Annotated in this window: 20 protein-coding genes; 15 read left to right on the top strand and 5 right to left on the bottom strand. The window is 63.8% G+C overall.

Annotated features, from left to right (window positions below):
* Positions 1-12 precede the first annotated feature (12 nt).
* On the top strand, positions 13-225 hold the full coding sequence (locus HNQ60_RS23105) for a hypothetical protein (protein WP_184335146.1): 213 nt from the start codon (positions 13-15) through the stop codon (positions 223-225).
* Positions 226-368: 143 nt separating this feature from the next.
* On the opposite strand, the gene HNQ60_RS23100 is transcribed toward HNQ60_RS23105, so the two are convergent.
* Together HNQ60_RS23100 and HNQ60_RS23095 are read right to left on the bottom strand one after the other, a co-directional pair.
* The gene (locus HNQ60_RS23100) at positions 369-1,154 is read right to left on the bottom strand and encodes a thioesterase family protein (protein WP_184335145.1); all 786 of its coding nucleotides are present in this window, start codon (positions 1,152-1,154) and stop codon (positions 369-371) included.
* A 57-nt stretch (positions 1,155-1,211) separates the two neighbouring features.
* A complete protein-coding gene (locus tag HNQ60_RS23095; RefSeq protein ID WP_184335144.1) occupies positions 1,212-2,021 on the bottom strand; it encodes a helix-turn-helix domain-containing protein in 810 nt (269 codons plus the stop codon).
* Positions 2,022-2,172: 151 nt separating this feature from the next.
* Between HNQ60_RS23095 and HNQ60_RS23090 the strand changes: the two genes are divergently transcribed.
* The 5 genes from HNQ60_RS23090 (at position 2,173) to HNQ60_RS23070 (ending at position 6,019) form a co-directional block, all read left to right on the top strand.
* Positions 2,173-2,577, top strand: a complete 405-nt coding sequence (locus tag HNQ60_RS23090) for a hypothetical protein (RefSeq protein WP_184335143.1) — start codon at positions 2,173-2,175, stop codon at positions 2,575-2,577.
* Between the two features lie 62 nt (positions 2,578-2,639).
* Positions 2,640-3,263: a superoxide dismutase family protein gene (locus HNQ60_RS23085; RefSeq protein WP_184335142.1), complete on the top strand. Its 624-nt coding sequence runs from the start codon at positions 2,640-2,642 to the stop codon at positions 3,261-3,263.
* Positions 3,264-3,456: 193 nt separating this feature from the next.
* Entirely contained in the window at positions 3,457-3,912 is a 456-nt protein-coding gene (locus tag HNQ60_RS23080) for a DUF2214 family protein (RefSeq protein WP_221304408.1), read from the top strand.
* Between the two features lie 59 nt (positions 3,913-3,971).
* Positions 3,972-5,234 carry an MFS transporter gene (locus HNQ60_RS23075; protein ID WP_184335141.1) on the top strand — a complete coding sequence of 421 codons (1,263 nt, stop codon included), beginning with the start codon at positions 3,972-3,974 and terminating at the stop codon, positions 5,232-5,234.
* A gap of 71 nt (positions 5,235-5,305) precedes the next feature.
* Positions 5,306-6,019, top strand: coding sequence for an outer membrane protein (locus HNQ60_RS23070; protein ID WP_184335140.1), 714 nt, complete (start codon positions 5,306-5,308; stop codon positions 6,017-6,019).
* Positions 6,020-6,028: 9 nt separating this feature from the next.
* Here the strand turns inward: HNQ60_RS23070 and hutI are convergent, their stop codons facing one another.
* A complete protein-coding gene (hutI, locus tag HNQ60_RS23065; protein ID WP_184335139.1) occupies positions 6,029-7,267 on the bottom strand; it encodes an imidazolonepropionase in 1,239 nt (412 codons plus the stop codon).
* 24 nt (positions 7,268-7,291) lie between these two features.
* Here hutI and HNQ60_RS23060 point away from each other — a divergent pair, with 24 nt between their 5' ends.
* The 5 genes from HNQ60_RS23060 to HNQ60_RS23040 all read left to right on the top strand — a co-directional run bounded on the left by HNQ60_RS23060 (position 7,292) and on the right by HNQ60_RS23040 (position 13,277).
* Positions 7,292-8,716 (top strand): formimidoylglutamate deiminase, encoded by a 1,425-nt coding sequence (locus HNQ60_RS23060; RefSeq protein WP_184335138.1) that lies wholly within the window; start codon positions 7,292-7,294, stop codon positions 8,714-8,716.
* On the top strand, positions 8,713-10,413 hold the full coding sequence (hutU, locus tag HNQ60_RS23055) for a urocanate hydratase (protein WP_184335137.1): 1,701 nt from the start codon (positions 8,713-8,715) through the stop codon (positions 10,411-10,413). The genes HNQ60_RS23060 and hutU overlap by 4 nt, the downstream gene beginning before the upstream one ends.
* An 8-nt stretch (positions 10,414-10,421) precedes the next feature.
* Complete coding sequence (gene hutG / locus HNQ60_RS23050) at positions 10,422-11,225, top strand: N-formylglutamate deformylase (RefSeq protein ID WP_221304407.1); 804 nt, start codon at positions 10,422-10,424, stop codon at positions 11,223-11,225.
* Between the two features lie 79 nt (positions 11,226-11,304).
* Complete coding sequence (locus HNQ60_RS23045) at positions 11,305-12,015, top strand: RcnB family protein (protein WP_184335136.1); 711 nt, start codon at positions 11,305-11,307, stop codon at positions 12,013-12,015.
* A 176-nt stretch (positions 12,016-12,191) separates the two neighbouring features.
* On the top strand, positions 12,192-13,277 hold the full coding sequence (locus tag HNQ60_RS23040) for an OmpA family protein (protein WP_184335135.1): 1,086 nt from the start codon (positions 12,192-12,194) through the stop codon (positions 13,275-13,277).
* A gap of 63 nt (positions 13,278-13,340) precedes the next feature.
* On the opposite strand, the gene HNQ60_RS23035 is transcribed toward HNQ60_RS23040, so the two are convergent.
* Positions 13,341-13,814, bottom strand: a complete 474-nt coding sequence (locus HNQ60_RS23035; protein WP_184335134.1) for an AtaL-like protein — start codon at positions 13,812-13,814, stop codon at positions 13,341-13,343.
* Between the two features lie 11 nt (positions 13,815-13,825).
* The gene (locus tag HNQ60_RS23030; RefSeq protein ID WP_184335133.1) at positions 13,826-15,637 is read right to left on the bottom strand and encodes a sensor histidine kinase; all 1,812 of its coding nucleotides are present in this window, start codon (positions 15,635-15,637) and stop codon (positions 13,826-13,828) included.
* A gap of 229 nt (positions 15,638-15,866) precedes the next feature.
* Between HNQ60_RS23030 and HNQ60_RS23025 the strand changes: the two genes are divergently transcribed.
* The 4 genes from HNQ60_RS23025 (at position 15,867) to HNQ60_RS23010 (ending at position 23,152) form a co-directional block, all read left to right on the top strand.
* The gene (locus tag HNQ60_RS23025; RefSeq protein ID WP_221304406.1) at positions 15,867-18,560 is read left to right on the top strand and encodes a cytochrome c; all 2,694 of its coding nucleotides are present in this window, start codon (positions 15,867-15,869) and stop codon (positions 18,558-18,560) included.
* Between the two features lie 30 nt (positions 18,561-18,590).
* Positions 18,591-19,481, top strand: coding sequence for a hypothetical protein (locus HNQ60_RS23020; protein ID WP_184335132.1), 891 nt, complete (start codon positions 18,591-18,593; stop codon positions 19,479-19,481).
* 150 nt (positions 19,482-19,631) lie between these two features.
* A complete protein-coding gene (locus tag HNQ60_RS23015) occupies positions 19,632-21,545 on the top strand; it encodes a hypothetical protein (RefSeq protein ID WP_184335131.1) in 1,914 nt (637 codons plus the stop codon).
* Entirely contained in the window at positions 21,542-23,152 is a 1,611-nt protein-coding gene (locus HNQ60_RS23010; RefSeq protein WP_221304405.1) for a c-type cytochrome, read from the top strand. The genes HNQ60_RS23015 and HNQ60_RS23010 overlap by 4 nt, the downstream gene beginning before the upstream one ends.
* Positions 23,153-23,166: the final 14 nt, after the last annotated feature.

The raw sequence follows: 23,166 nt of genomic DNA, 5'->3' as shown, positions 1-23,166 counted from the left end.
CATCCTGCCCGCATGAAGATCGCCAAGCCTCTGCTCCTCATCACGACCCCTATCGGCCTTGCCTTCGGGCTCTACGAGGCGCATCGCCTCGCTGGCGGCCTCGTCTTCATCATGGCGGCCCTCATCGCTGTGATGGGCGTTGCGATGGCGTCGGTGGTGATGACGATCCGGAGGGAGAAGAAGAGGGATGAGGAGGCGAAGAAGAGGGATGAACTGATGAAGTGATGAGGCAGTGGTCTGGTCTTGTTGTGGGTCCGGCTTCAGCCGGACGTTAGCCGGCGGAGCCGGCTCTGTCGCCTCGGCGATGACGTCCGGCTGAAGCCGGACCCACAGCAAGACGCGTGACAAGAGATCCTCCTACTCAGGCCTCAAGCCTCCCTCTTCTCAATCACCATACTCTGCACCGCCCGCCCGAAATACCCGCGCTCGTCGCCGAGGCGGGCGAACGCGATACCTGCGCCGTTGTCGCCGAGCCAGGTCTGGGCATCGAGCAGGATCCATTCGCCGAGCGGCATTCTCGCCAGGCTGACGGTGAGGTCAGCGTTGAGGAACGTCCATTCGTCGAACTTGAGCACCGAAGACACGCCGTTGCAGAAGTCCGCGGTCATCGCGGCTCGCATGAGCGCTGAGATCGGCTGACCTTCGATCACGGGACGTTCCGCGCGAAACCAGCATGCGCCAGGACCGAGCGTGCGGAAGCCGCCCCGCACGATCCGCAGCGACAATCCATGGATGAAGGCGTTGGACGCTGATCCGATGAGCTGCGTCGGCGTTTCGCCGCCCCCGGGGCCTGGCAGTTCGATGCGTTCGTCTTCGATGTCATCGGGCAGTTCCAGCGAGGACGCGCGAATCTTCAGCACGCTTGCACGCGTCACCTCGACGCCGTTGGCAAGCAGCGTGATCGAACACAACTGGATCTTCTTGCCTTCGCGAACGACCTCACTGCGGATCTCGAGCGGTGCGATCGGCACCGGCCGCAGAAGATCGATCGTGATCCTTGCGACCTGCATCGGCTCCCGTGTCGGAATCTTCTCCGCTGCCCAGCTCACGAGCGAAGCGGGCGCGCCGCCGTGTTGCATATCCGCGCTCCACGGACCCGCCGCACAACTATGCGTGTGTGCGATGTTGCCCTCGACGCGATACAGGTAGTCCATGCAGCGATCTCCAGTCCGATACAGGCATCCAGTGTGCCTGCGAACCGTCGCCGTGCGCTATGAGGCCATCTGCCGGAGGATGTCGGCAGTGGCTTGATCTGCAGGGAAGAACGCTTCGATCGCCAGTTCGGCGAGCGTCACGTCGATCGGTGTGCCGAAGACGGTCGTCGTGCTGATGAAGTTGAGCGTGCCGTGCGGCGTCGTGAGGCTGAGCGGCACGATGACGTCGCTGCCATGCGCCGTGACATCGCTTCGCTTCGGAGGCGCAGCAGACGGATACGTCGTCAGTTCCTTCAAGAGATCGTTCAGCACTGCGTCCGCGGAGACTTCGATCTGTCGCCGCAATCGCGCGAACAGATGTTCGCGCCACTGGGCTGCGTTCGCGATGATCGGTGCGATGCCTTGCGGATGCAGCGTGAGTCGCAGGACGTTGATCGGCGGCTGCAGGAGTTCCGGGCTCGCACTCGACATCAGTAGTCCGACCATCCGGTTCGCGGCGACGAGATTCCAGTGACGATCGACGGCGAGCGCGGGGTAGGGCTCGTGACCCTTCAGAACGAGGTCGACTGCCCGTCGTGCCGCCTGCAGCGCCGGGTCATCGAGTGAACGCGCGGCGAAGACCGGCGCGAAGCCCGCTGCGACCAGCAGCTCATTGCGTTCGCGCAATGGCACATCGAGCAGTTCGGAGAGCCGCATCAGCATTTCGCGGCTCGGTTGCGCGCGGCCCGTTTCGACGAAGCTGAGATGACGTGTCGAGATCTCCGCTTCGGTGGCGAAATCGAGCTGGCTCATCCGGCGACGCTGGCGCCATTCGCGCAGCAGTGTGCCGACCGGGCGCAGGGCGGTGGCGTTCTTCGGATTGATCATGGGCTGACGATATCACGCGCTCGCAGGAGGGCCATTACCTGCCGGGTAATCGCTTGTGCGACGCGAGCCCGGCAATGATCACCCCATCGCCGCAACGAACAGTCATCGCATCGGCTCGCGCGGTGAGGCCGATGACAAAGAGGAACTCGTCATGTCGCAGATTCAATCGTCGCTCTTTCTCCGTCGCGTCCTGCTCGCCGATGCCGCTTCCTGTGTCGCGTTGGGAGTGCTGCTCGTTGCGTTCTCAGGATTTCTCGGAACGTTGCTGAGCCTGCCGTCCGATCTGCTGTTCGAGGCAGGCGTGGTGTTGCTGCCGTTCGCAGCCTTCGTGGGCTACGTCTCGTCGCGGTCATCGATTCGTCGCGGCGCGGTGTGGGCGATCATCGCCATCAATGCAGTGTGGGTGGTGGAGAGCTTTGCAGTGCTCGCACTCGACTCGATCGCGCCGAATGCGTTCGGCCATGCGTTCGTGATCGGCCAGGCGCTCTTCGTCGCTGCGATCAGCGTGCTCGAGTTCGTGGGCCTGCGCCGCTCGGCGACTGCGGCGACCGCGTAAATATGCGGAACGGATAGCGGCTCCGCGGGTTGTACCGGGGTACAACCCAGGAGCTCCAAGCCATGTATCGAGCATTTCCCGTTCTGTCCCTTGCCGTTCTGCTCGCTGCCTGCGGCGATCGATCCGCTGCCCCCAATTCGCCGACAGAGACGACTCCGCCGCCTCCCGCGGCCACGGATCCGGCACCGCCGGTTGCCGATGGATCACCGACAACGGGGCCGACAGCGGGAGATGGCCAGCCGCTAGGGGCAACGGCGGAGCTCAAAGCGACTCAGGGCAACGGGGTGTCCGGGACCCTCATGCTCCAGCCCTCTGGGCCGGGTGTGCAGATCACAGGCACGATCAGCGGCCTGACGCCCGGTTCGACCCATGGATTCCACATTCATGAGAACGGCGATTGCAGCGCCCCCGATGCAAGCAGCGCCGGCGAGCACTACAACCCGTCCGGTCAGCCCCACGGTGACCCGGCGACGGTAAATCGGCACCTGGGTGACATGCCCAACATCACGGCCGACGACCAGGGCGCAGCGCAACTGACGGCCAACATCGGTGGCCTGAGCCTGCGGACCGGACAGCCCAACGACATCGTGGGCCGTTCGATCGTGATCCACGAAAAGGCGGATGACTACCAGACGCAGCCGTCGGGGAATTCGGGGAAGAGGATTGGCTGCGCCATTATCAAATGACCGCGGAGGCACGTGCGGTCATCCCCGCGAGAGCGGGGATCCATCCGGGGCGGCCAGCTAGCCAGCCCGCCAGAGAAGAGCCCGCCTCGTCATTCCCGCGAACGCGGGAATCCATTCGAGACAGAGGCATGGATCCCCGCTTTCGCGGGGATGACGGAGCACACTCGTCCCTGAGCTTCACACTCGTCCCCCTATGATCTCCGCCCTCCTGGCCTTCCTGCATCACTCCGCGGCCTTCATCCTTGTCGGCGCGCTCATGACCGAGCTCGTGCTCATCAGAGGAGAGCTGAATCTAGTGTCCGCGCGATCGCTCGCGCGCATGGATGGCGTTTACGGTGCCGCTGCGGTCGTGCTGCTCATCGTGGGGTTTCTGCGTGTGTTCTACACGGAGAAGGGTGCTGCGTATTACTTCGGCAGCGGTCCGTTCCTGGTCAAGATCGTCCTGTTCGCCGTCGTCGGCGTCATGTCGATCGGTCCGACGCGCGAGTACCTTTCCTGGCGGAGCGCGCTACGTCAGCAGCAGATTCCGGTGCTGGAGGACGCCAGGCGTCGTTCGATCCGGCGGGCGATTCACGTCCAGCTGACCCTGCTTGTCGTGATCATGCTGTGCGCTGCGTTGATGGCACGGGGGATCGGCTTCATCGGTTGACGCTGCGGCCGGTCTGCTGATTCACTGCGGGCGGCCTCGCTCTATCCCAAGGACTTCGATTGTCAGCCGATTCTCCGACCGCGGCCGCTGCGTCGCCGCCTCGTTCCTTCGCTGCGCTCCGGCACCGCGGCTATCGCGGTTTTTTCTTCAGCATGGCCGGCGCGATGATGGCGGACAGCATCGAGCACGTCATCAGCTACTGGGTCATCTTCGAGAAGTTCAATTCACCGGCGCTCAACGGCTTTGCGATCGTGTCGCACTGGCTGCCGTTCCTGTTGTTCTCCGTCTATGCGGGCGCGCTGGCCGATCGTTTCGATCCGCGGCGGCTGATCCAGATCGGCATGGTGATCTTCATGCTCGTGTCGATCGCGTGGGGTGTGCTGTTCCTCACGGATACGTTGCAGATGTGGCATGCGGCAGTTCTGCTCGTCGCGCACGGCATTGCCGGTGTCTTGTGGAGTCCGCCTTCGCAGGTGCTGCTGCACGACATCGTTCCGCGCGACCAGCTGCAGAGTGCGGTGCGGCTCAACGCAACGTCCCGCTATCTTGGAATGCTCTTCGGTCCGGCGGTGGGCGGAGGCATTCTGCTGCTGCTCGGGCCCGAGAAAGGAATCCTGTTCAACGCGCTGTTGTATCTCCCGACGATTCTCTGGCTGTGGAAAGCTCCCTACGGGCCGAAGTTCCGGACGGAGCAGGGGCCGCCGCCGCGAGCAATCCGCGGTCTGACGGACATCATTGCGGCAATACGAAACGTGGCCGCCGATCGCACGCTGCTGTCGATGACATTGCTGGCCGGCGGGGCATCGCTGTTCGTGGGCACGGCCTATCAGGCGCAGATGCCGGGGTTTGCGCACGACCTTGGGCATGGCGACGCGGATCTGTCCTACAGCCTGCTGTTGTCCGCCGACGCAGCCGGTGCGCTGACCGCAGGCCTGTTACTCGAGAGCCGCGGTCTTCTGCAGCCCAATCCTCGGACCGCATTCCTGCTGGCAATCGTCTGGTGTTGCGCGCTGGCCGGTTTCGCGATGTCCAATGTGTACGGTTTGTCGATGGCGTTGCTGTTCGTCGCCGGGTTCGTTGAACTCTCGTTCTTCTCGATGGCACAGACCCTCGTACAGTTGCGGGCGCCACCGGAGGTTCGTGGCAGGGTCATCGGTGTCTATTCCATGGCCGCGCTGGGCATGAGAACGTTCAGCGGCGTGACGATCGGGGTGGTCGGCGCGATGATCGGCATTCACTGGTCGCTCGCCCTCAGTGCGACCCTGCTGCTGACACTGATCCTGACGCTGGCCGCGTTCAGTCTGCGCCCGCGGCCCGCCTGAGGCGATTTTCAAGCTGTCATTCAGCTTGCCTTGTTAGTATTGGCGCGCATCGAAGCTGTGAAGGGTTCAACATGAACGTACGCCTGGTCGGTCTCGGAGTCCTGGCCTGCGGCTCGCTGATGATGGCGACCGGAGTTTCCGCGGCAGAGCGCGGCTTCTATGTCGGCGCGGCCTACGGGAAGGTGAAAAACGACGCCACCCAGGCACCGTACGACCTGCAGGCGTCGCGCATCTATACCGACTTCGGGTTCCAGCAGACGCAGTCGGCCACGAGCTTCGACACCGAAGACAGCGGATTCTCATTCCTCGGCGGCTACCGTCTCTTCGACCACTTCGCCATCGAAGGCGGTTATGTGGATCTGGGTGAAGTCTCCTTCCGCGACGACAGCAGTGGCATGGACGTAAGCGTGACGCCAGCGGTTCCGGCCAACTGGAACCAGTCGGCGAGGAGTCAGATCACGGGGCTCACCCTTTCGGCGCTGGCGATCCTGCCCTTGAGCTATCGCTCGGAAATCTACGCCCGCGGCGGCATCGTATTTTCCACCCGTGAGCTCGGAGTGCGCGTGAGCGATGGGCAGAACAGCGCGAGCGACAGCATCTCGGAATCGGATACCGACTGGGTGGTGGGAGTAGGAGGAGGCTTCACCTTCGCCGAGATCTATACTCTGCGGCTCGAATACCAGCGATATCTGGACGCGGGCGATGGCGGGATCGGCTACTACGACGTGCAAATGGGCGAGGCGGACGTGGACATGCTGAGTCTCGGCTTTACCGTCGCCTTCTGATCCGACCGGTCATTGCGGCAGCGCGTGACCGGCAGCGAGCGTTTCCACCGGCTTGTGCACGCCGTACTCGGCGCATAACTGCTGCGGATGACGCAGGCGCCACACACACAGATCGGCCCGCGCCCCGGCGCGCAGTACACCGCGATCGGACAGGCCCAGCGCTCTGGCGGCGTGCATCGTAACGCCGCGAAGCACCTCAGTGGGCGTGAGGCGGAACAGCACGCACGCCATGTTCATGGCCAGCAACAGCGACGCGAGCGGCGAAGTCCCTGGATTGCAGTCGCTCGATACAGCCATCGCCATGCCGAGCGAACGCATCTGCGCGATCGGCGGCAATTGCTTCTCTCTCAGAAAGTAGAACGCGCCGGGCAAGAGGCCCGCAACCACACCCGCTTTGGCCATCCGCTCCAGCGATTCAGTCGACGTGTACTCGAGATGATCCGCTGACAGCGCGTGGAACTGAGCGGCGAGTGCACCGCCGCCGCAATCGCTGAGCTGATCGGCGTGCAGTCGAACCGGAAGGCCGAGTTGCCGCGCACGCTCGAAGACGCGAGCTGTCTGTTCGCGCGTGAACGCGATGCCTTCATGGTAGGCATCGACGCAATCCGCGAGCTTCTCGGCGGCCACTGCGGGCAACATCTCATCGACGATGAGCTGCACGTAGTCGTCCTGCCTTCCGGCGTATTCCGGCGGCAGCGCATGCGCGCCGAGGAACGTGTTCACGACTGTGATACCGAGCTTCGACTGCAATCGCCGGCCGACGCGCAGCATCTTCAGTTCGCTTGCCACATCGAGCCCGTAGCCCGATTTGATCTCGAGTGTCGTGACACCTTCACCGACGAAGGCGAGGGCGCGGGGCAGGGACTCTTCCAGCAGCTGCTCTTCAGTCGCGGCTCGAGTGGCTTTCATCGTCGATACGATGCCGCCGCCCGCGCGTGCGATCTCTTCGTACGTCGCGCCCCGCAGCCTCAGTTCGAATTCATGTGCGCGATTGCCGGCGTGCACGAGATGCGTGTGGCATTCGATCAGCCCCGGGGTGATGCACAAGCCCTCGGCGGGTGTCGTGACCTTCGCCGTCCAGCGAAGCTGATCGAGCTGTGCGCGAGTCCCGATCCATGCGATCCGCCCGTCGCGGATCGCCAGCGCGGCGTCCTCGATCAGACCGATGCTGTCACCCTCGGCCTCGAATGTGGCGAGGCGGGCGCCGATCCAGAGACGGTCCCAGTGAGAGGAGTTGTCGGTGGACATGGGCGCCAAGCATATACTTTCGCCATGACCCCACCGGCCCATTTCCGATTTGCGAATGCGTGGCTCGCCGACGGCTGGCGGCAGGATGTCGTCATCGGCATCGATGCGGGCGGCGACATCGTGTCCATCCGTTCAGGCGATCGCGAAACCAAGGCCGCTGCTGTTGCCGGTGCTGCGATCGCGGGCATGCCCAATGTACACAGTCATGCATTCCAGCGGGCGATGGCCGGGCTTGCCGAGCGGCGCGCGGGCAGCAACGACAGCTTCTGGACCTGGCGCGAAACGATGTATGAGCTGGCGCGCCGGACGACGCCGCGACTGCTCAATGTCATCGCCGCCCAACTGTACGTAGAAATGCTGAAAGCCGGCTACACGTCGGTCTGCGAGTTTCATTATCTGCATCACCAGCCGGATGGCGCTCCGTATACAGATCGCAGCGTGATGGCGCAGGCCATCCTCGATGCCGCGTCGGCAGCGGGAATCGGTTTGACACTGCTGCCGACGCTGTACTGCACGTCCGACTTCGGCGCGGTGCCGCCGACGCAGCGCCAGCGACAGTTCGTCCACGACGTGCCACGGTTTCTCGAGCTGTTCGATGACCTGAGGGGACGTGTTGGCTCGTCGCCGAACAGCCTCGGCGTCGCGATTCACAGCCTGCGCGCCGTGCCGCCTGCGCACTTGAATGAATTGATGGGTGCGCTCGGCAGCCGGGATTGCAGTGTCGTGCACATTCACGTGGCCGAACAGCAACGCGAAGTTGCCGAGTGTCTGCGGCATACGCAGCAACGGCCGATCCAATGGCTGCTCGATCATGCGCCGGTCGACGATCGCTGGTGCCTCATCCACGCGACTCACGCTGTCGACAGTGAAGTCGATGCGATGGCGCGCAGTCGTGCCGTCGTCGGGTTGTGTCCGACCACGGAAGCGAATCTCGGCGATGGCTTGTTTCCCCTCGGGCGGTTCCTGGAGGCGGGCGGCACGATCGGCATCGGTTCCGACAGCCACATCTCGATATCGCCGGTCGAAGAGTTGCGCTGGCTCGAGTACCAATCGCGGCTGGCCCGACAGGAACGCAATGTCTTTGCGGATCCCGCCAGCGGCTCGACCGGTTCGCGACTATGGCGCCTCGCATGCGATGGCGGCGCGCGCGCCTGCGGACGAAACATCGGCGCACTCGACACCGGTCGCCGCGCCGACATCGTCGTCCTCGATCTGGATACACCGATGCTCGTCGGTCGCTCGGGCGACGCGATCATCGACACCCTGATTTTTTCGGGCCAGCCCAACCCGGTCCGCGACGTGATGGTCGGCGGCCGCTGGGTGGTGCAGGATGGCCGGCATTTTGCGGAAGCAGCGATTGCGGGAAGCTATCGGCGGGAGGGCGGGGTTGCCATACAACCCCCGCAGCCGGAATATCGGTCGATACCGCCCCCGAGGATCGCCCCATGAATGCCCGCACGATTCCTGCCATTGATCGCTTCCAGGGCTCGAGGCCTGTGCGCGCGCCGCGCGGCACTCAGTTGTCCGCCCGTCACTGGCTGACGGAGGCGCCGCTGCGCATGCTGATGAACAATCTCGATCCCGAGGTTGCCGAGAATCCCGATGAGCTCGTCGTCTACGGCGGCATCGGTCGCGCGGCACGCAACTGGGAATGTTTCGATCGCATCGTCGACGCACTGCGCGCGCTCAAGACCGACGAAACGCTGCTGATTCAATCGGGCAAGCCGGTCGGCGTATTTCGCACGCATGAAGACGCACCGAGAGTGCTGCTGGCGAACTCCAACCTCGTGCCGAAGTGGTCGACGTGGGAGCATTTCAACGAGCTCGATCGCCGCGGTCTCATGATGTTCGGGCAGATGACGGCGGGATCGTGGATCTATATCGGCAGCCAGGGCATCGTGCAGGGCACGCACGAAACGTTCGTCGAGATGGGACGCCGTCACTTCAACGGCAACCTCAAAGGCAAGTGGGTCCTGACGGCGGGTCTCGGCGGCATGGGCGGCGCACAGCCGCTTGCGGCAACGATGGCGGGCGCCAGCATGCTGTGTATCGAATGTCAGCCCAGTCGCATCCAGAAGCGCCTCGATACGCGCTATCTCGATGTGCAGGCACCCGACATCGATTCGGCTCTGCGGATCCTGGCCAACGCGGAGACGACAGGGAAGGCCGTGTCCGTCGGTGTCCTCGGCAACGCGGCGCAGATCGTTCCTGACTTGCTGCGTCGTGACGTCCGGCCGCATGCGGTCACCGATCAGACGTCCGCGCATGACCTGGTGAATGGCTACCTGCCGCTCGGCTGGAGTCTCGACAAGTGGCACGACATGCGCGAACGCGATCCGCAGGCTGTCGTCGCCGCGGCACGTGCCTCCGCGGCCGAGCACGTAAAGGCGATGCTGGGTTACCACAAGCTCGGCGTGCCCGTATTCGACTACGGGAACAACATCCGGCAGGTGGCGTTCGATGCCGGTGTCACGAACGCATTCGATTTCCCGGGATTCGTGCCGGCGTACATTCGCCCGCTGTTCTGCCGTGGTATCGGACCCTTCCGCTGGGTCGCGCTTTCAGGCGACCCGGAAGACATCTATCGCACCGACGCGAAGGTGAAGGAGCTGATTCCCGATGATCCGCACCTGCATCGCTGGCTCGACATGGCGCGCGAACGCATCCAGTTCCAGGGATTGCCCGCGCGCATCTGCTGGGTCGGGCTCGGTCAGCGTCATCGACTCGGCCTCGCTTTCAACCAGATGGTTGCCTCCGGCGAGCTGAAGGCGCCGATCGTCATCGGCCGCGATCATCTCGACTCGGGTTCGGTCGCGAGCCCCAATCGAGAAACCGAAAGCATGAAGGACGGATCCGACGCCGTCTCCGACTGGCCGCTGCTCAATGCATTGTTGAACACCGCGAGCGGCGCGACCTGGGTTTCCCTGCATCACGGCGGCGGAGTCGGCATGGGCTACTCACAGCACGCCGGTGTCGTCATCGTCTGCGACGGCACGGAAGCCGCGGCTCGCCGCGTCGAACGCGTGCTCTGGAACGATCCGGCGACCGGTGTCGCGCGGCATGCGGATGCCGGCTACGGCGAGGCCATCGAGTGTGCGAAGGAGAATGGCCTGAATCTGCCGATGATCGGGCCGATGATCGGATAATCGCAGCCATGCTCCCATACGCCTTCCACCGCGGCTCCCAACCCCTCCTCATCAGTGTCCCGCATGCGGGAACGCAAGTGCCTGACGAAATCGCACGGCGCTTCACCGCGGCGGGGCGTGAGTTGATCGACACCGATTGGTACGTCGATCAGTTGTACGGATTCGCCGCCGATCTCGGTGCATCGATCGTCAGTGCGACGTACTCGCGCTACGTCGTCGATCTCAACCGGGGGCTGGATTCAGTGTCGCTGTACGCGAGCAATCCGACGTCTCCCGTATGCCCGGTCCGCACATTCGACAACCGGACGATCTATCAATCCGGCGCGGAGCCGGGGGAGGGCGAGATCGCGGATCGCATCGAACACTACTGGCATCCGTACCACCAATGCGTTGCGGAAGAGCTCTGGCGAATCCGCTCCGAGCATGGCTACGCGTTGCTCTGGGATGCACACTCGATCATCAGTCGTGTCCCCGAGTTGTTCGATGGCGAACTGCCGGAGTTCAATTTCGGGACCCGCGATCATGCTTCCTGTCCCGCAACCGTGGCCGAGGCGCTACTCGAGTCAGTGCGATCGGATGGAAAACACTCTGCTGTACTGAATGGCCGCTTCAAGGGCGGCTACATCACGATGGCCTACGGTCGCCCGGCGGATCGCGTGTGGGCCGTTCAGCTGGAACTTGCACAGCGCACCTACATGAACGAAACGCCGCGAAGCGAATGGAGCGTCGCAAGGGCAGCTCCGGCGGCCTCGAAAATCCAGCAGTTGCTCCGTCAATATCTGTCATTGGCGCGCACGGCTGTCGCGGCGTAGCGACTTCACGGCGTTCAGCGAGCGATCAGTATCCGCCGGCGATAGTGGTCTCCAGCAGGCAAGACTGCAGGAGATCGGAATGCCGACCAAGCTGACTACTTTCATTGCCGTCGCCGCGCTTGCGGCAACAGGTGCCGTCAACGCGGATAACAACCGCGATCACGGACGCCAGGATCGCGGGCGTAGTGAGCAGCGCCACCGGGATCAGAATCACCGCGAGCAAGGCAATCGCCAGCAGGGCCATCGCGAACAGAATCACCGCCAGCGGGATGGCCGCGCGCAGAATCATCGTTACGATGGCAATCGCGATCATCGAGGCCGCAGCGAGCGCGATTGGGATCGACGCAATGCGCGCAACAACGATGCGTGGCATGGCAACGACCGCTATCGCGATCGTCGTGACTGGAATGACTCACACGGCCGCCGCGACAACGACTATGCACGGCGCTATCGCCATGATGACCGCCGCCACTACGAGCACCGCGACTACCGGCAGGTTCGTCGCTACGACAATTACTACCCGCGCCATCACTGGCGACCGGATCATCACGTCCGCTATCACGCCGGTGCCTATTACCGTCCGCACGGTTACCGCCCGTATCGCTGGTACGCCGGCGCACGCCTGCCTTACGGCTACTACGCTCCGCGCTATGTCATCCACGACTACCACGCGTACCACCTGTATCCGCCGCCGTACGGCTATCACTGGGTGCGGGTCGACAACGACGTCGTGCTCGCAGCCATCACGACAGGAGTCGTGCTCGCAGTGGTCAACCAGATTTTCTGGTAGCGGCATCGTCTGACGACGGCCGTTGTGCGTTCGCACACGGCCGTCGGTTCCCTCACGGCGGCGGTATCGACGTTTTCCACTGTTGACGCTCTCTCCGGGCGCTCGAAGAATCCCCTCTGCATCCGGTCACCACCGGTCATCGCGTGAGTCGGTTTTTGCGCACGCAAGGGGGACTCATGAATATCGATCTGCTGGACATCTTCAACTCCACTCTCGGCGGACCTCTGGTCCGCCAGACCAGCGGGCTTCTCGGCGAATCAGAAGAGAGCACGCGCGCCGCCGCACGCGCTGCCGGCCCGACGCTGCTTGCTGCATTGATTCAACGAGCCGCGTCGCCGCAGGGCATCGGCGAAATCTTCCGCGCCACGACGAGTGACAACATCGACAGCCATCTCCCGGCCAAGCTGCCGGGGGTGCTTGCGAATCGAGGCACGATGGAATCGCTGCTGAGCAGCGGCGAAGCGCTCACGGGCATGTTGTTCGGCGGACGGACGGGCCCCGTCACGAACGCCATCTCGCAGGTCAGCGGGGCGCGGCCCAATTCAGCGATGACGCTGCTGTCGATGGCGGCACCGCTGCTGTTCGGCATGCTGAAGAAGTTCGTGTCGCACAACGATCTCGATCCCTCAGCGCTCGCATCGCTGGTGCTTCGGCAGCGGCCGTCGCTCGAGCGGGCAGGTCTGGACCCGCGGATCACGCAGGCGCTGGGCTTCGGCAGCCTGAACGAGTTGCTTGCTTCGGTGCCTGCCGCCGGCGCTGGTGTTGCGGGTGCAGCCGTCGCGAAGGCTCCGACACGCGACAAGCCATGGTTGCCATGGGCCGTTGCGGCCGGAGTGGCCGTGCTCGGCGTGATGTTCTTCGTGAACCGGACTTCCGAGTACCAGGAGGCGCCGGGCGGTGCGGTTCAGATTGCGGAAGTGCCGCAGGATTCGACGCCGTTGCGCGTGGCCGAGGCCGACACGACGAAGGTGTACTTCGAGCTCGGCGACGCCAGCATCGATCAGGAAGACCGGCAGCGCATTGCCGACATGGCGCAATCGGCGAGATCCTCCGATCGATCCGTCGCGATTACCGGTTACACCGATCGCACGGGTGATGAACTGCAGAACGCCGAATTGGCGAAGAACCGCGCCATGGCTGTCCGCGAGGCGTTGGTGGACGAGGGAGTCCAGGTAGAACGGATCGTGATGGATCCGCCGCGGAATGTAACGGGCGATGGGACCGAGGATGAGGCGCGGCGGGTCGACATCGACATGAGGTGAGGGAAGCCGGCTAGCCGTTAGCGATTCGCCGCTAGCCAGAGGCAGACGGTGCTGGCTGGCGGCTCAGTGTCCCCGGCTGCGCGCGTGAAGTCTTGCTTCGCGCACACGCTCGATGTCGTAGGCCTGGTAGGCCGAACGTCGTGCGTTGTCTTCTTCCTCGGTGCATTCGTCGTCGATGCCGACGACTTCGTACGTAAAGCGGACGAACAGCATTTCGGGTGCGGGTTCTTCGATCCGGATCGTCAGCGTGCTGCCGCAGAACTGGCCGCGCGAATCCGCGCAGATCGTCAGCGAGTGACCCGTCACGAGCCTGACCTCGTCCGTGGCGGTTGTTGGGCCGCGGCGGATCTCCCGCTGCAGCGTGCCGTCCGCGTTCTCGATCACGCTGGCTTCGTCGATCGATTCATCCATCGCCTGCGGCGACAGCACCGTGTGACGCAAGCCGTTCCAGAGCTGGCGGCGCGTGAGCCACATCGAGCGTTCGATCGTGGGGTCGTTGATGCGGACGAGGTGTTCGTGGCGGAACGGCGATGCCATGGCCGTTCGGATCAGCCCGCGGCCGCCAGGGGTTCGCCCTGGGTCAGGCGCTGATCGGTCGGCATTGCAAAACTGAATCGGGAACCGCGGCCGGGTTCGCTGCTCGCCCAGATCCGGCCGCCATGCCGGGCGACGATGCGCTGTGCGATCGCGAGGCCGACGCCGGTTCCCGGAAAGCGCGAGTCGGAATGCAGTCTCTGGAAGACACCGAAGAGCTTGTCGGCGTACTGCATGTCGAAGCCGATGCCGTTGTCCGTCACCGAGTAGACGATCTCGTTGGCGCCGGGCTCGGCTTCGATGCTGATACGCGGTGCATTCACACCGGTCGTGTACTTCACCGCATTGTCGATCAGGTTCAGCCAGACGAGCTGCAGCATGTTGCGATCGCCGCGGACGGGAGGCAGCGCGCTCGTTTCGATGACTGGCGGAGGCTCGTTCCGGCCGCCGACGGCATCATTGATCACCTTGCCGACCATCGCTTCCATGTCGACGGGTTCGAGTTCCAGTGTCTGTCGGCCGATGCGCGAGAATTCGAGCAGATCGTCGATCAGCTGCGCCATGCGGTCGCATGCGTTGCAGATGGTTCGCAGGTAGCGCGCACCTTCCGTGTCGAAGCGGGGGCCGTAGTCCTGCTCGAGCAACCGTGCGTAGCCGTTGATGGCGCGCAATGGCGCGCGCAGATCGTGCGATACCGAATAGCAGAAGCTTTCGAGCTCCTCGTTGCTCGATTGCAGGAGCTGGGCCTGGCGCGTCAGCTCTTCGTTCAGCGCGACGATGCGGCGCTCGGCTTCCTTCTGTTCGGTGATGTCGAGAGAAATGCCCAGCAACAGCATGGGTTGGCCGTCGTCGCCGCGCACGGGCACTTTGAATGTGTGCAGCGTGCGTCTGCCGTGATCACGCGTGTCGATCTTCTCTTCCGGGATGACGACGATGCTCCCCGAGGCCAGCGTCTCGCGATCCTTCGCGATGAAGTGATCGGCCTGGTCGGCGGGGAAGAAATCGTAATCGTTCTTGCCGATCAGCTCCTCGCGATTCAATCCGAGCAGCTGCTCGCCCGTGCGGTTGACGCGGACGAAGCGCAGGTCGTGCGCGTCCTTTGCGAAGACCATTGCAGGGATGCTCTCGAGCAACGATTCGAGCAGACGGTTGGCCTGCTGCAGGTTCTGTTCGACGGTCCCGCGTTCGCGCAAGTCGAGGCGGATGCGCAGCAGCAGCCATGCGAGCGCCAGCAACATCACTACAGCGGCGATGGCGACGGTGGCGTAGAGCCAGCGAATCGCGGTGCGCGCTTTGATCAGTTGCAATCGGTAGAGCGCACGCTCCGGAGCCATGGCCCCATCGACGACGCGACGCAGCTCGACGGTCTGGCCCTGCAACTGTGTCCACACCGGACTGCCCTGGGATTGCGGCGTTGCCGAGGCCTCGAGTGCCGGCGCCAGGACGGTTTGCTCGAGCGCCGCGCTCAATACTTCGACGTTGCGCTGTCGCTCGACCTCGCCCTGGGGAATGCGCACGCGCAGCAGGTCGACCTGTTGCCTTGCTGCACTGAGCGCGGCGTTGCGTTCGATGAGGAACTGGGGTTCCTGGCTTCCCAGCCAGCCGTATTGATTGGCGGCAACTTCGGCCGCGGCGGAGCGAAATCGCTCGTACGCCGTGACGATCTCCATGGAAGCCCGGACATGGCGGGCAGTGCCGACGAAGGTTGCCGCGGCGAGCCAGGCTGCGCCGATGACCATCAACAGGACTGCGCCCGCGAGCGCGAACCCCGCCAGCGTCTTGTGTTCGACCGACCTTCTGGTCGATCCGGCGCCTTGCTTTGCCATGTTGCGACACAGTATGCGGCCTCCGCAGCCACGTCAAAGTCCGCAGCCACCGCAGGGGTGAGCACTGATTCACAGGAATGGGTTGTGCGGCGCAAGACGCGCGATGCATCGCCGTTCGCCGGTGATGCAGTTCACGCAAACGGAGGCTCGCTGCTGTTTTCTCGCAAGCGGCGATCGAAGCCGCTGGCTGCTGGCCACTGGCGGCTGGCCAGAAGCTCGTCGAGGAGTCGTGCCCGAAAGAACAGATCACAGCGTCGAAGCGAGTCACTACTCTCGCATCCACCTGACGCGGGTGCAGCGCAGTCATTGCGATCTGCGTGACTCGAAGCGTGACCGGAGGAGAACCATGGAACGTGGCGTGGTCATCGGCGGAGTGCTGATCTCGGCGAGCTTTTTGTTCGCCGTCCTTCTGAACAACTGCGCGGGCGACAAAGGACCGTTGCCGGAAGCGGACGCGCAGCCCGCGCCGCCGCCGACACAGGCGACAGCACCTGCACAATCGCCGGTGCTCGACAATCCCGGCTTCTACCTTGGCGAAGCGACGCTCAACCCGTCCGAACGGGCGGGGCGCGAGATCTGGTACAAGTCGACCGCCGGCAACTCCCGATTCCACACTTATACGTTTCAGCAGCGCGTCGGCGTGCTGATCGACTGGTATCGCGTCCTTCGCAGCGACGAGCGCAGCGATCGCTTCGCTGCGTGGGGCATCATCAACGATCCGGGCTGCTGCGTTCCGGGCTCGCAAGATTGTCCCGCGAAGTCGCCCGATGACACTTACGGCTTCGACTGGTGCCCGGGCGACGAACAGTTGCTGCAGTTCGTGGGCCGCGAGGGCTATCGCGATCCGGCGTGTGATTTCAAAGACGCGCCGGCCGATACGAACGATGTGCACAACCGGACGAAGGATCAGCGGCAGTCGTCGTGCGATCTCGCCTTCGGCACATCGACCGGCGCGCTGGGCATCCGCAAGTTTCCGAATCCGCGTTTCAATCGTGAGCGATGGCTCGCATTGAACGGCACCGCCGCGAACTGGTCCGGCTACAACGGCAAATTGTCGAACGACAAGGCGAACAGCGATTCGCACGTGAGCAGGCTCGCCGATGGTTCCGTGGAGCCGCCGTTCCTGATCGGCATCTCCTGCGGCTCCTGCCACATCGCATTCGATCCGCTCAATCCGCCGGCCGATCCCGCGCATCCGCAGTGGGCCAATCTGAAAGGCGCGGTCGGCAATCAGTACACGCGCATTTCGGAGATCCTGAGTTCCGGCATGACGCCCTCGGATATCGAGTTCCAGGTGTTCTCGCATGCCCGGCCGGGAACATCGGACACCTCCGCGGTGCCGACGGATCAGATCAACAACCCCGGCACGATCAACGCGATCATCAACATTCACCAGCGGCCGACGTTCCAGGACGAAGTGGTCGACAAATGGCGCAAGGTAGAGGCGTGTCCCGCGGGCGAGGGCCAGGCGAAGCAGGGAGGAACCGAGGCGTGCTGGTGCGAACACGAAGGGAAATGCTGGCAGCGCGGCACCCGCACTGAGACCGTCCATCACATCCTGAAGGGCGGTGAGGATTCGATCGGCGCGCTCGAGGCGATCCAGCGCGTGTATTTCAATATCGGCTCGTGCGCCGAGCAGTGCTGGGTCAATCATCTGACCGATCTGCGGCAGATCGATCCTCAGCAGCGCAACTTCGGCCAGACGCCGTTCGACATCGGCCAGTGCCGCCGCGACTGCCCGAACTTCCGCGCGATCGAGGACCGGCTGCAGGACATCATGAACTTCCTGACGTCGTCAGAGACGCATGCGACGGATCTGCAGGTGGCGCGCGAGAACGAGCTGAAGAAGTCGAATCCGCGAGGGACCTATACGCGACAGTCCTTCATCGCCGATCTCGAACGTGAATTCGGTGCGGGCTCGGTGGCGCGCGGACGCGAAGTATTCGCAGGCAACTGTGCCCGGTGTCACTCGAGTATCGCGGAGAAGGATGGCGGGCCGTTCGCCAACCGCGACTTTGCGGCCATCGATGCGAAGACGGGGCTGCGCGCTGACTGGCTGGGCAACGATCAGGCGACACCCGTGTCCGGCGTCGGAACATTCCGCTGCCGCGCGCTGCACACGAATCACATGAAGGATCACGTGTGGCAGGAATACGGCTCGGAGACGCTGCGCAGTCGGCCCGCGGATACTGCCGTCAAGGAAGCGAGCGATGGCGGCCGAGGCTACTACCGCAATATCTCGCTGCTCAGCCTGTGGGCTCATGCGCCCTTCCTGCACAACAACGCGCTCGGCCCCGAGCTGTGCGGCAAGCCGGCAAACGCCGCGAACGACTTCTATCGATCGCCGTTTGCGGACGCACAGGGCAAAGCACTCGCAGGCGATGCGGTGCCCGCGTGCTGGAAGTTCGATCCGAGCGTCAAGGGGCGCTTCGATCTCTACAAGGCGTCGATGAACGATCTGCTGAATCCGGATCAGCGGGTGCCGAAGATCACGCGCTTCAGTGACGACGTGCCGATCGCATTCGGACCGCGCCTGTGGGATGGGAAGGAAGAGCGTCAGGTCGTGGGCTTCTCCGTAACCATTCCCGCAGGAGCGACCGCCGGTGCGCTGGGTAACTTCCAGCACAAGCGCTTCGCGGACGATCTCGTGCTGTCGGCCCTGCGGCCCGACGAGCTCCACGCGCAGTTGAACAAGTCGCTTGGGGAAAAGGATGGCGGCACTGTGTTCAAGGCGCTGAACGAAGTGCGCACCGAGATCATGCGCGATCCCTCGACGATGATCGATGAAATCCGCAAGCGTCCCTTCCTGCTGGGGGCATACAGCTCCTGTACCGCGACAGTCGAGAACGAAGGGCACCGGTTCGGCGAAGGCTTGTCCGCGCAGGACAAGAAGGCGCTCACGGCGTTCCTGGCGACGATGTAAGGCGCGAGGTCACAAGCGATGAAGACGCCGATGAAACATTCAGGGACGCTGGCGATCGTGCTGGTCGCGATGCTGCCGCTGACGGGATGCGACTGGATACGCTCGAAGCTCCACCCGCCGCCGAAGCTGCAGTTCGCGGAAGCGGGCGAGCGATACCTGCAGAAGCCGGACTTCGCGCGTATCGAGCACGAATTCCCGCTGGCGCCGGCCGACCTGATGAAGCTCACGCCGGAGAACATCGCGAACTACTCGCAGGAACAGGTCGATCAGATCTACGCGCGACTGACGGCCGGCCCGATTCCGGACGCGGCATTCGACGGCGCGCTGTTCTTTCCGAAGAACTCGAAGCGCGACCGGCGCATCTCGGAGATCGTCGGCGGGCTTCCCGGGCTTGCCGTCGAGCTGAAATCCCAGAAGCTCGAGACACTCGGCGCCCAACTCTGGCGCGGCAAGGTGTTCGATCGCGATACGCGAATCCTGCGCAACCGGATCGAGGATCTCGCCGCGCTCAAGCCCATCATCGATGACGACCTCTCGACGATCGAGAAGATCAACGTCGGCGGCAAGGATCAGTGGCTGCTGTTTCCCGCGAAGCTCTATTGCGGGCAGAGCCTGATCGATTCGCGTCGCGAGTCGATCATCATCGACTACGCGTTCACCGATGAGCTGCCCGGCTATCGCGAGCGACCCGACTATCTCGCCGGGCGCAATGGTTTCCAGATCCGCGACGAAATCCGGATGGTCCGACCGGGCTTCTACCTGGGCCGCGCCTACGCCGGCAAAGCGTTCCTGCTGAATTTCACGCTGTACAACCACGAGATCGCCGGCAGCCAGAGCGACGCCTTCGTGGACACCGGCAAGGTCGCCGAGGATTGCTGGATCGGCACGCAGGAACGCAAGCTCATGGCGTCGGCTTCATAACTGACGAGGCGCCGCTTGCCGCATGTTGCGAAGCCATCGCATCGGAGCCGCGCGGCACGGCAGGCGTTCAGCGCAAGTGGATGCCTTGCGGCGCTGCTGCTCTGTCTGGGCAGCCAGGCGACGCGGGCAGCTGACTGGACGGTCGATCCCATGATTCCTGGAGCCGATCGTCCGCCGGCGGGCATGTCGCTGTTCGATCGCCTCACGACCGGGCCGGACGGCCGGCAGGACATTCCGTTTCCCTTCGAACATCTGATCGCGCGCATCGAGGCCGCGGCCGGATGCAGCGCCGCCCAGCCATGCACTCGCTCAGTGCTGGTACCGCTGGGACGTTCGCTGCAACGTGTCGCGGCTTCACCAGATTTCTTCGCTCATCCGCGCATCGTGACCGCGGTGGTGAAGGACGGCGGCGGCAAGCTCCTGCGCGACCGGCTGTACCTGGGCTTTCAGGACCGCGCCAGCGTCATGGAAGTCATCAGCTACAACGAGACGCTCGGACGATTCGAATTCCAGATCGTCGACAACTATGCGGCGGGCCAGCAACCGCAAGCCACCTACGCGCGGCGGACCGTCTGCGTTTCCTGTCATCAGAATCACGGACCGATTTTCTCGCAGCAGGTCTGGCTCGAGACCAATGCGAATCCCGCGATCGCCGACCGGCTGAGTGCCGCGCGCAAGGTGTTCTCCAGCGTCGAAGCCCGAGGCAACACGGATATCGCACAGAGCATCGATGACGCCACGGATCGCGCCAACCGGCTGATGCTCACGCAGCGATTGTGGGCTGAAGGCTGCGGCGAAGGTGACGCCGGTACGAGATGTCGCCGCGCGGCGTTCATTGCTTCGCTGCAGTTTGCTCTCACCGGCGAGCGCGGCTATGCCGATGGCGATGAGAACTTCCAGGCTGCTGTAGTTGCGCGGCTCGCGCAGCGGGCGGCCGAGGTCTGGCCCGCCGGTCTCTCGCTGCCCGATCCCGATATTCCGAATCGCGATCCGCTGATCGTTCCCGCCGAGATGACAGGCCTCGCGCTTGCGAACGTCGATGTCCGTTTCGATCCGCTGGTGCCGCGTGCACCGCTCGAGACGCTTGCTGTGGGGAATGGTCGTGGCATGGCGCACGAGCTCGTGCGAGGGCTGAATGAATTCTGGGCGGAGCGGGATCGGACAATATTGACAGCCCGGCTCGAAGGCATCCCGGCGAAGCGCCATCGCATTACTGCAAGTTGCCGTATCTCGGGGTCCGTGAGACAGGAGCAGTTCGATTGCTCCGGCGATGCTTCCCTCCGTCTGAAAGGCACGCTCGACGGTACACGCGGGACGATCGATGAAATCCGGATCGGGAATCATCAGCCCTTGCGGCACCTGCCCGTCGCGGTGAGTCGCTCAGCGGCGTCGATGACACTGACGATTCGCGACACTCAGCACGATCGACTGCCCGATGGCGATTCGCTGGAACGGATCGAATTGCGGCGCACGACGCTGGGCGACGGCGTCGCTCATCTCGACGTGCGCGAGGATTTCTCCGACTTCACCGCGTCGATGGCTGCTCATGCCTTCGACCCGTTGCCGCTCCGGAGCGACTTGCTGAGCCAGGTCGTCACTGCAAGGACCGATGCCCGGGATGCGCTCCCTGTGAACGCCAGAGTCGACAGCTATTCCGCCGTTGCCCCGAGTGCGGATCCATTGACCGTCGCGCTCGAATCACAGTGCGGAAGTTGTCACCACACAGAAGAGGTGACCCCGCCCAATTTTCTGAGCGGCGGATCGCAGCGCGCGGCGCTGGCGATCGAAAGCTGCGCTCCAAGAATTTTCGTGCGGCTCGCGATGCGCGACCTCATGGCCGGCGAACGGGTGAAGACGCCGATGCCGCCGGAGTTCGTGTTCGACGGCCGCAATCACAAGCATCGCGGCGCGGCCGATGAGCGTGCGCTGGTCGAACTGCGGGCGCGAATCGAAGCACTGCTGCAGAAGCGGGATGGGCAGCCGCCCTCTGTCGATCGTCTGCTCGCGAAAGGCTACGAGTCGCTGCCGACGTGTCTGCCGGCATCGATGGGAGGGATCCAGTGAACGAACGATACTCATCGACGTCCGGCGACCTCGCGCCTTCCGCACTGACCCAGCTGTTGAGGCGACGCTGGGCGAGGATTCTCTTCATCCTGCTGATCATGATCACCGTGTTCGCGGTCATCACGGCGCTGCTGCTCGTGATGCGCTTCACCGCCGATCGTCCGGTCGAATACGCCGACGTCGGGGAACACTTCAAGTACGGCTCGACGGGCGGCGAGCGGGAGTCCGGGCTGCCGTACTGGGTCTTCCAGGTGATGCCCCGGGTCTGTTCGAAGCACATGCCAGTGCCGGGCGCGGGTTACGAGTCGCTCGGTTTCATCTACGAAGAGGGCAGGGACCTGCCGGTCGGGATGTCGAAGCGGCACAACCTCGGCATGGACCGCACATTCATCAACTGCGCGGTCTGTCACGTCAGCACGGTACGCCACACGCCGGAGGAGAAGCCGCTCGTCGTGCTCGGCATGCCGGCGAATACGTTCAACCTGTTCGACTTCCAGAAGTTCCTGTTCGAATGCTCCGCCGATCCCGCGTTCCGCAAGGACGTGATCGTTCCCGAGATCGCCAGAGCGATGGAGGAGCGCGGCGAGCACCTTGGCGTGCTCGATCGACACCTCGTCTACCCGGTTGCGATCTGGCTGATGCGCGAGCGGCTCACGATGCTGGGCGGGCGCTTCGGTCCGCTGCTGAATGACACGCCGTGGGGACCGGGGCGCACGGATACCTTCAACCCGAACAAGGTGCTGTTCAACTTCCCGCTCGATCGCATCGCCGCGCGAGAGCGCAACGCGGCCGTCGATTTCCCATCCATCTGGTTGCAGAAGCCGCGACAAGGAATGCAGCTGCATTGGGACGGGAACAATGTGATGTCGGAGGAGCGGAACAAGAATGCGGCGTTCGGTACGGGCACCACGCCTCCGACGATCGACCTGAAGGCGATCGGCCGCATCGAACAATGGCTGCTCACGGCCGAGCCGCCGAAGCTCAAATCAGAGGTCGTCGACCAGGCGCTCGCGGCGAAGGGCCAGCCGATCTACGCGCACTACTGCGCAGGATGCCACGGCACGAATGGCCGCGAGTTCAGTCCGCCGGGCGGCGATACTTCACGTGATTGCCTGAAGAGTGAGCCGAACGACGCGGCGCTGTATGGTCCCTACGTCGGCCGGATCACGCGGATCGAAGACGTCGGCACCGATCGGCATCGTCTCGATTCGTTCAGCTACGACCTCGTCGTGCAGCTCGGCACGATCTACGCCGGCTATCCGCATCGCTACTGCCACTATCGAAAGACATTCGGCTACGCGAACGCGCCGCTCGATGGCGTCTGGCTCCGCGCTCCGTACCTGCACAACGGTTCGGTGCCGACGCTTCGCGATCTGCTCGAGCCCTCAGCCTCTCGTCCGCCGACTTTCTATCGTGGCGACGATGTGTACGACACCGTTCGCATGGGCTTCGTCCACACGGAGGCGAGCCGGTACGGCCGGAACTTCTTCCTCTACGACACGAAGCAGCCCGGCAATTCGAACGCCGGTCATGAGGGCGCGGCGTACGGGACGCAGTTGTCGGACGAGGAAAAGGATGCGCTGGTGGAGTATCTGAAGACGTTCTAGGCCGAAGGAGTCAT

Origin of the sequence: Povalibacter uvarum (assembly GCF_014202975.1) — a bacterium.
In the GTDB taxonomy this organism is placed as follows: Bacteria; Pseudomonadota; Gammaproteobacteria; order Steroidobacterales; family Steroidobacteraceae; genus Steroidobacter; species Steroidobacter uvarum.
The sequence above is the reverse complement of the archived record's forward strand: the minus strand, read 5'-3'. Positions and strand labels throughout refer to the sequence as shown.

Excerpts from the sequence above, each read along its gene's own strand:
- HNQ60_RS23015 (WP_184335131.1), top strand. The coding sequence starts at position 19,632 with ATGATTCCTGGAGCCGATCGTCCGCCGGCGGGCATGTCGCTGTTCGAT.
- HNQ60_RS23060 (WP_184335138.1), top strand. The coding sequence starts at position 7,292 with ATGACCCCACCGGCCCATTTCCGATTTGCGAATGCGTGGCTCGCCGAC.
- HNQ60_RS23100 (WP_184335145.1), bottom strand. The coding sequence starts at position 1,154 with ATGGACTACCTGTATCGCGTCGAGGGCAACATCGCACACACGCATAGT.
- HNQ60_RS23095 (WP_184335144.1), bottom strand. The coding sequence starts at position 2,021 with ATGATCAATCCGAAGAACGCCACCGCCCTGCGCCCGGTCGGCACACTG.
- HNQ60_RS23040 (WP_184335135.1), top strand. The coding sequence starts at position 12,192 with ATGAATATCGATCTGCTGGACATCTTCAACTCCACTCTCGGCGGACCT.
- HNQ60_RS23080 (WP_221304408.1), top strand. The coding sequence starts at position 3,457 with ATGATCTCCGCCCTCCTGGCCTTCCTGCATCACTCCGCGGCCTTCATC.
- HNQ60_RS23090 (WP_184335143.1), top strand. The coding sequence starts at position 2,173 with ATGTCGCAGATTCAATCGTCGCTCTTTCTCCGTCGCGTCCTGCTCGCC.
- HNQ60_RS23085 (WP_184335142.1), top strand. The coding sequence starts at position 2,640 with ATGTATCGAGCATTTCCCGTTCTGTCCCTTGCCGTTCTGCTCGCTGCC.
- HNQ60_RS23030 (WP_184335133.1), bottom strand. The coding sequence starts at position 15,637 with ATGGCAAAGCAAGGCGCCGGATCGACCAGAAGGTCGGTCGAACACAAG.
- hutG (WP_221304407.1), top strand. The coding sequence starts at position 10,422 with ATGCTCCCATACGCCTTCCACCGCGGCTCCCAACCCCTCCTCATCAGT.
- hutU (WP_184335137.1), top strand. The coding sequence starts at position 8,713 with ATGAATGCCCGCACGATTCCTGCCATTGATCGCTTCCAGGGCTCGAGG.
- HNQ60_RS23070 (WP_184335140.1), top strand. The coding sequence starts at position 5,306 with ATGAACGTACGCCTGGTCGGTCTCGGAGTCCTGGCCTGCGGCTCGCTG.
- HNQ60_RS23045 (WP_184335136.1), top strand. The coding sequence starts at position 11,305 with ATGCCGACCAAGCTGACTACTTTCATTGCCGTCGCCGCGCTTGCGGCA.
- HNQ60_RS23035 (WP_184335134.1), bottom strand. The coding sequence starts at position 13,814 with ATGGCATCGCCGTTCCGCCACGAACACCTCGTCCGCATCAACGACCCC.
- HNQ60_RS23105 (WP_184335146.1), top strand. The coding sequence starts at position 13 with ATGAAGATCGCCAAGCCTCTGCTCCTCATCACGACCCCTATCGGCCTT.
- HNQ60_RS23020 (WP_184335132.1), top strand. The coding sequence starts at position 18,591 with ATGAAACATTCAGGGACGCTGGCGATCGTGCTGGTCGCGATGCTGCCG.
- hutI (WP_184335139.1), bottom strand. The coding sequence starts at position 7,267 with ATGTCCACCGACAACTCCTCTCACTGGGACCGTCTCTGGATCGGCGCC.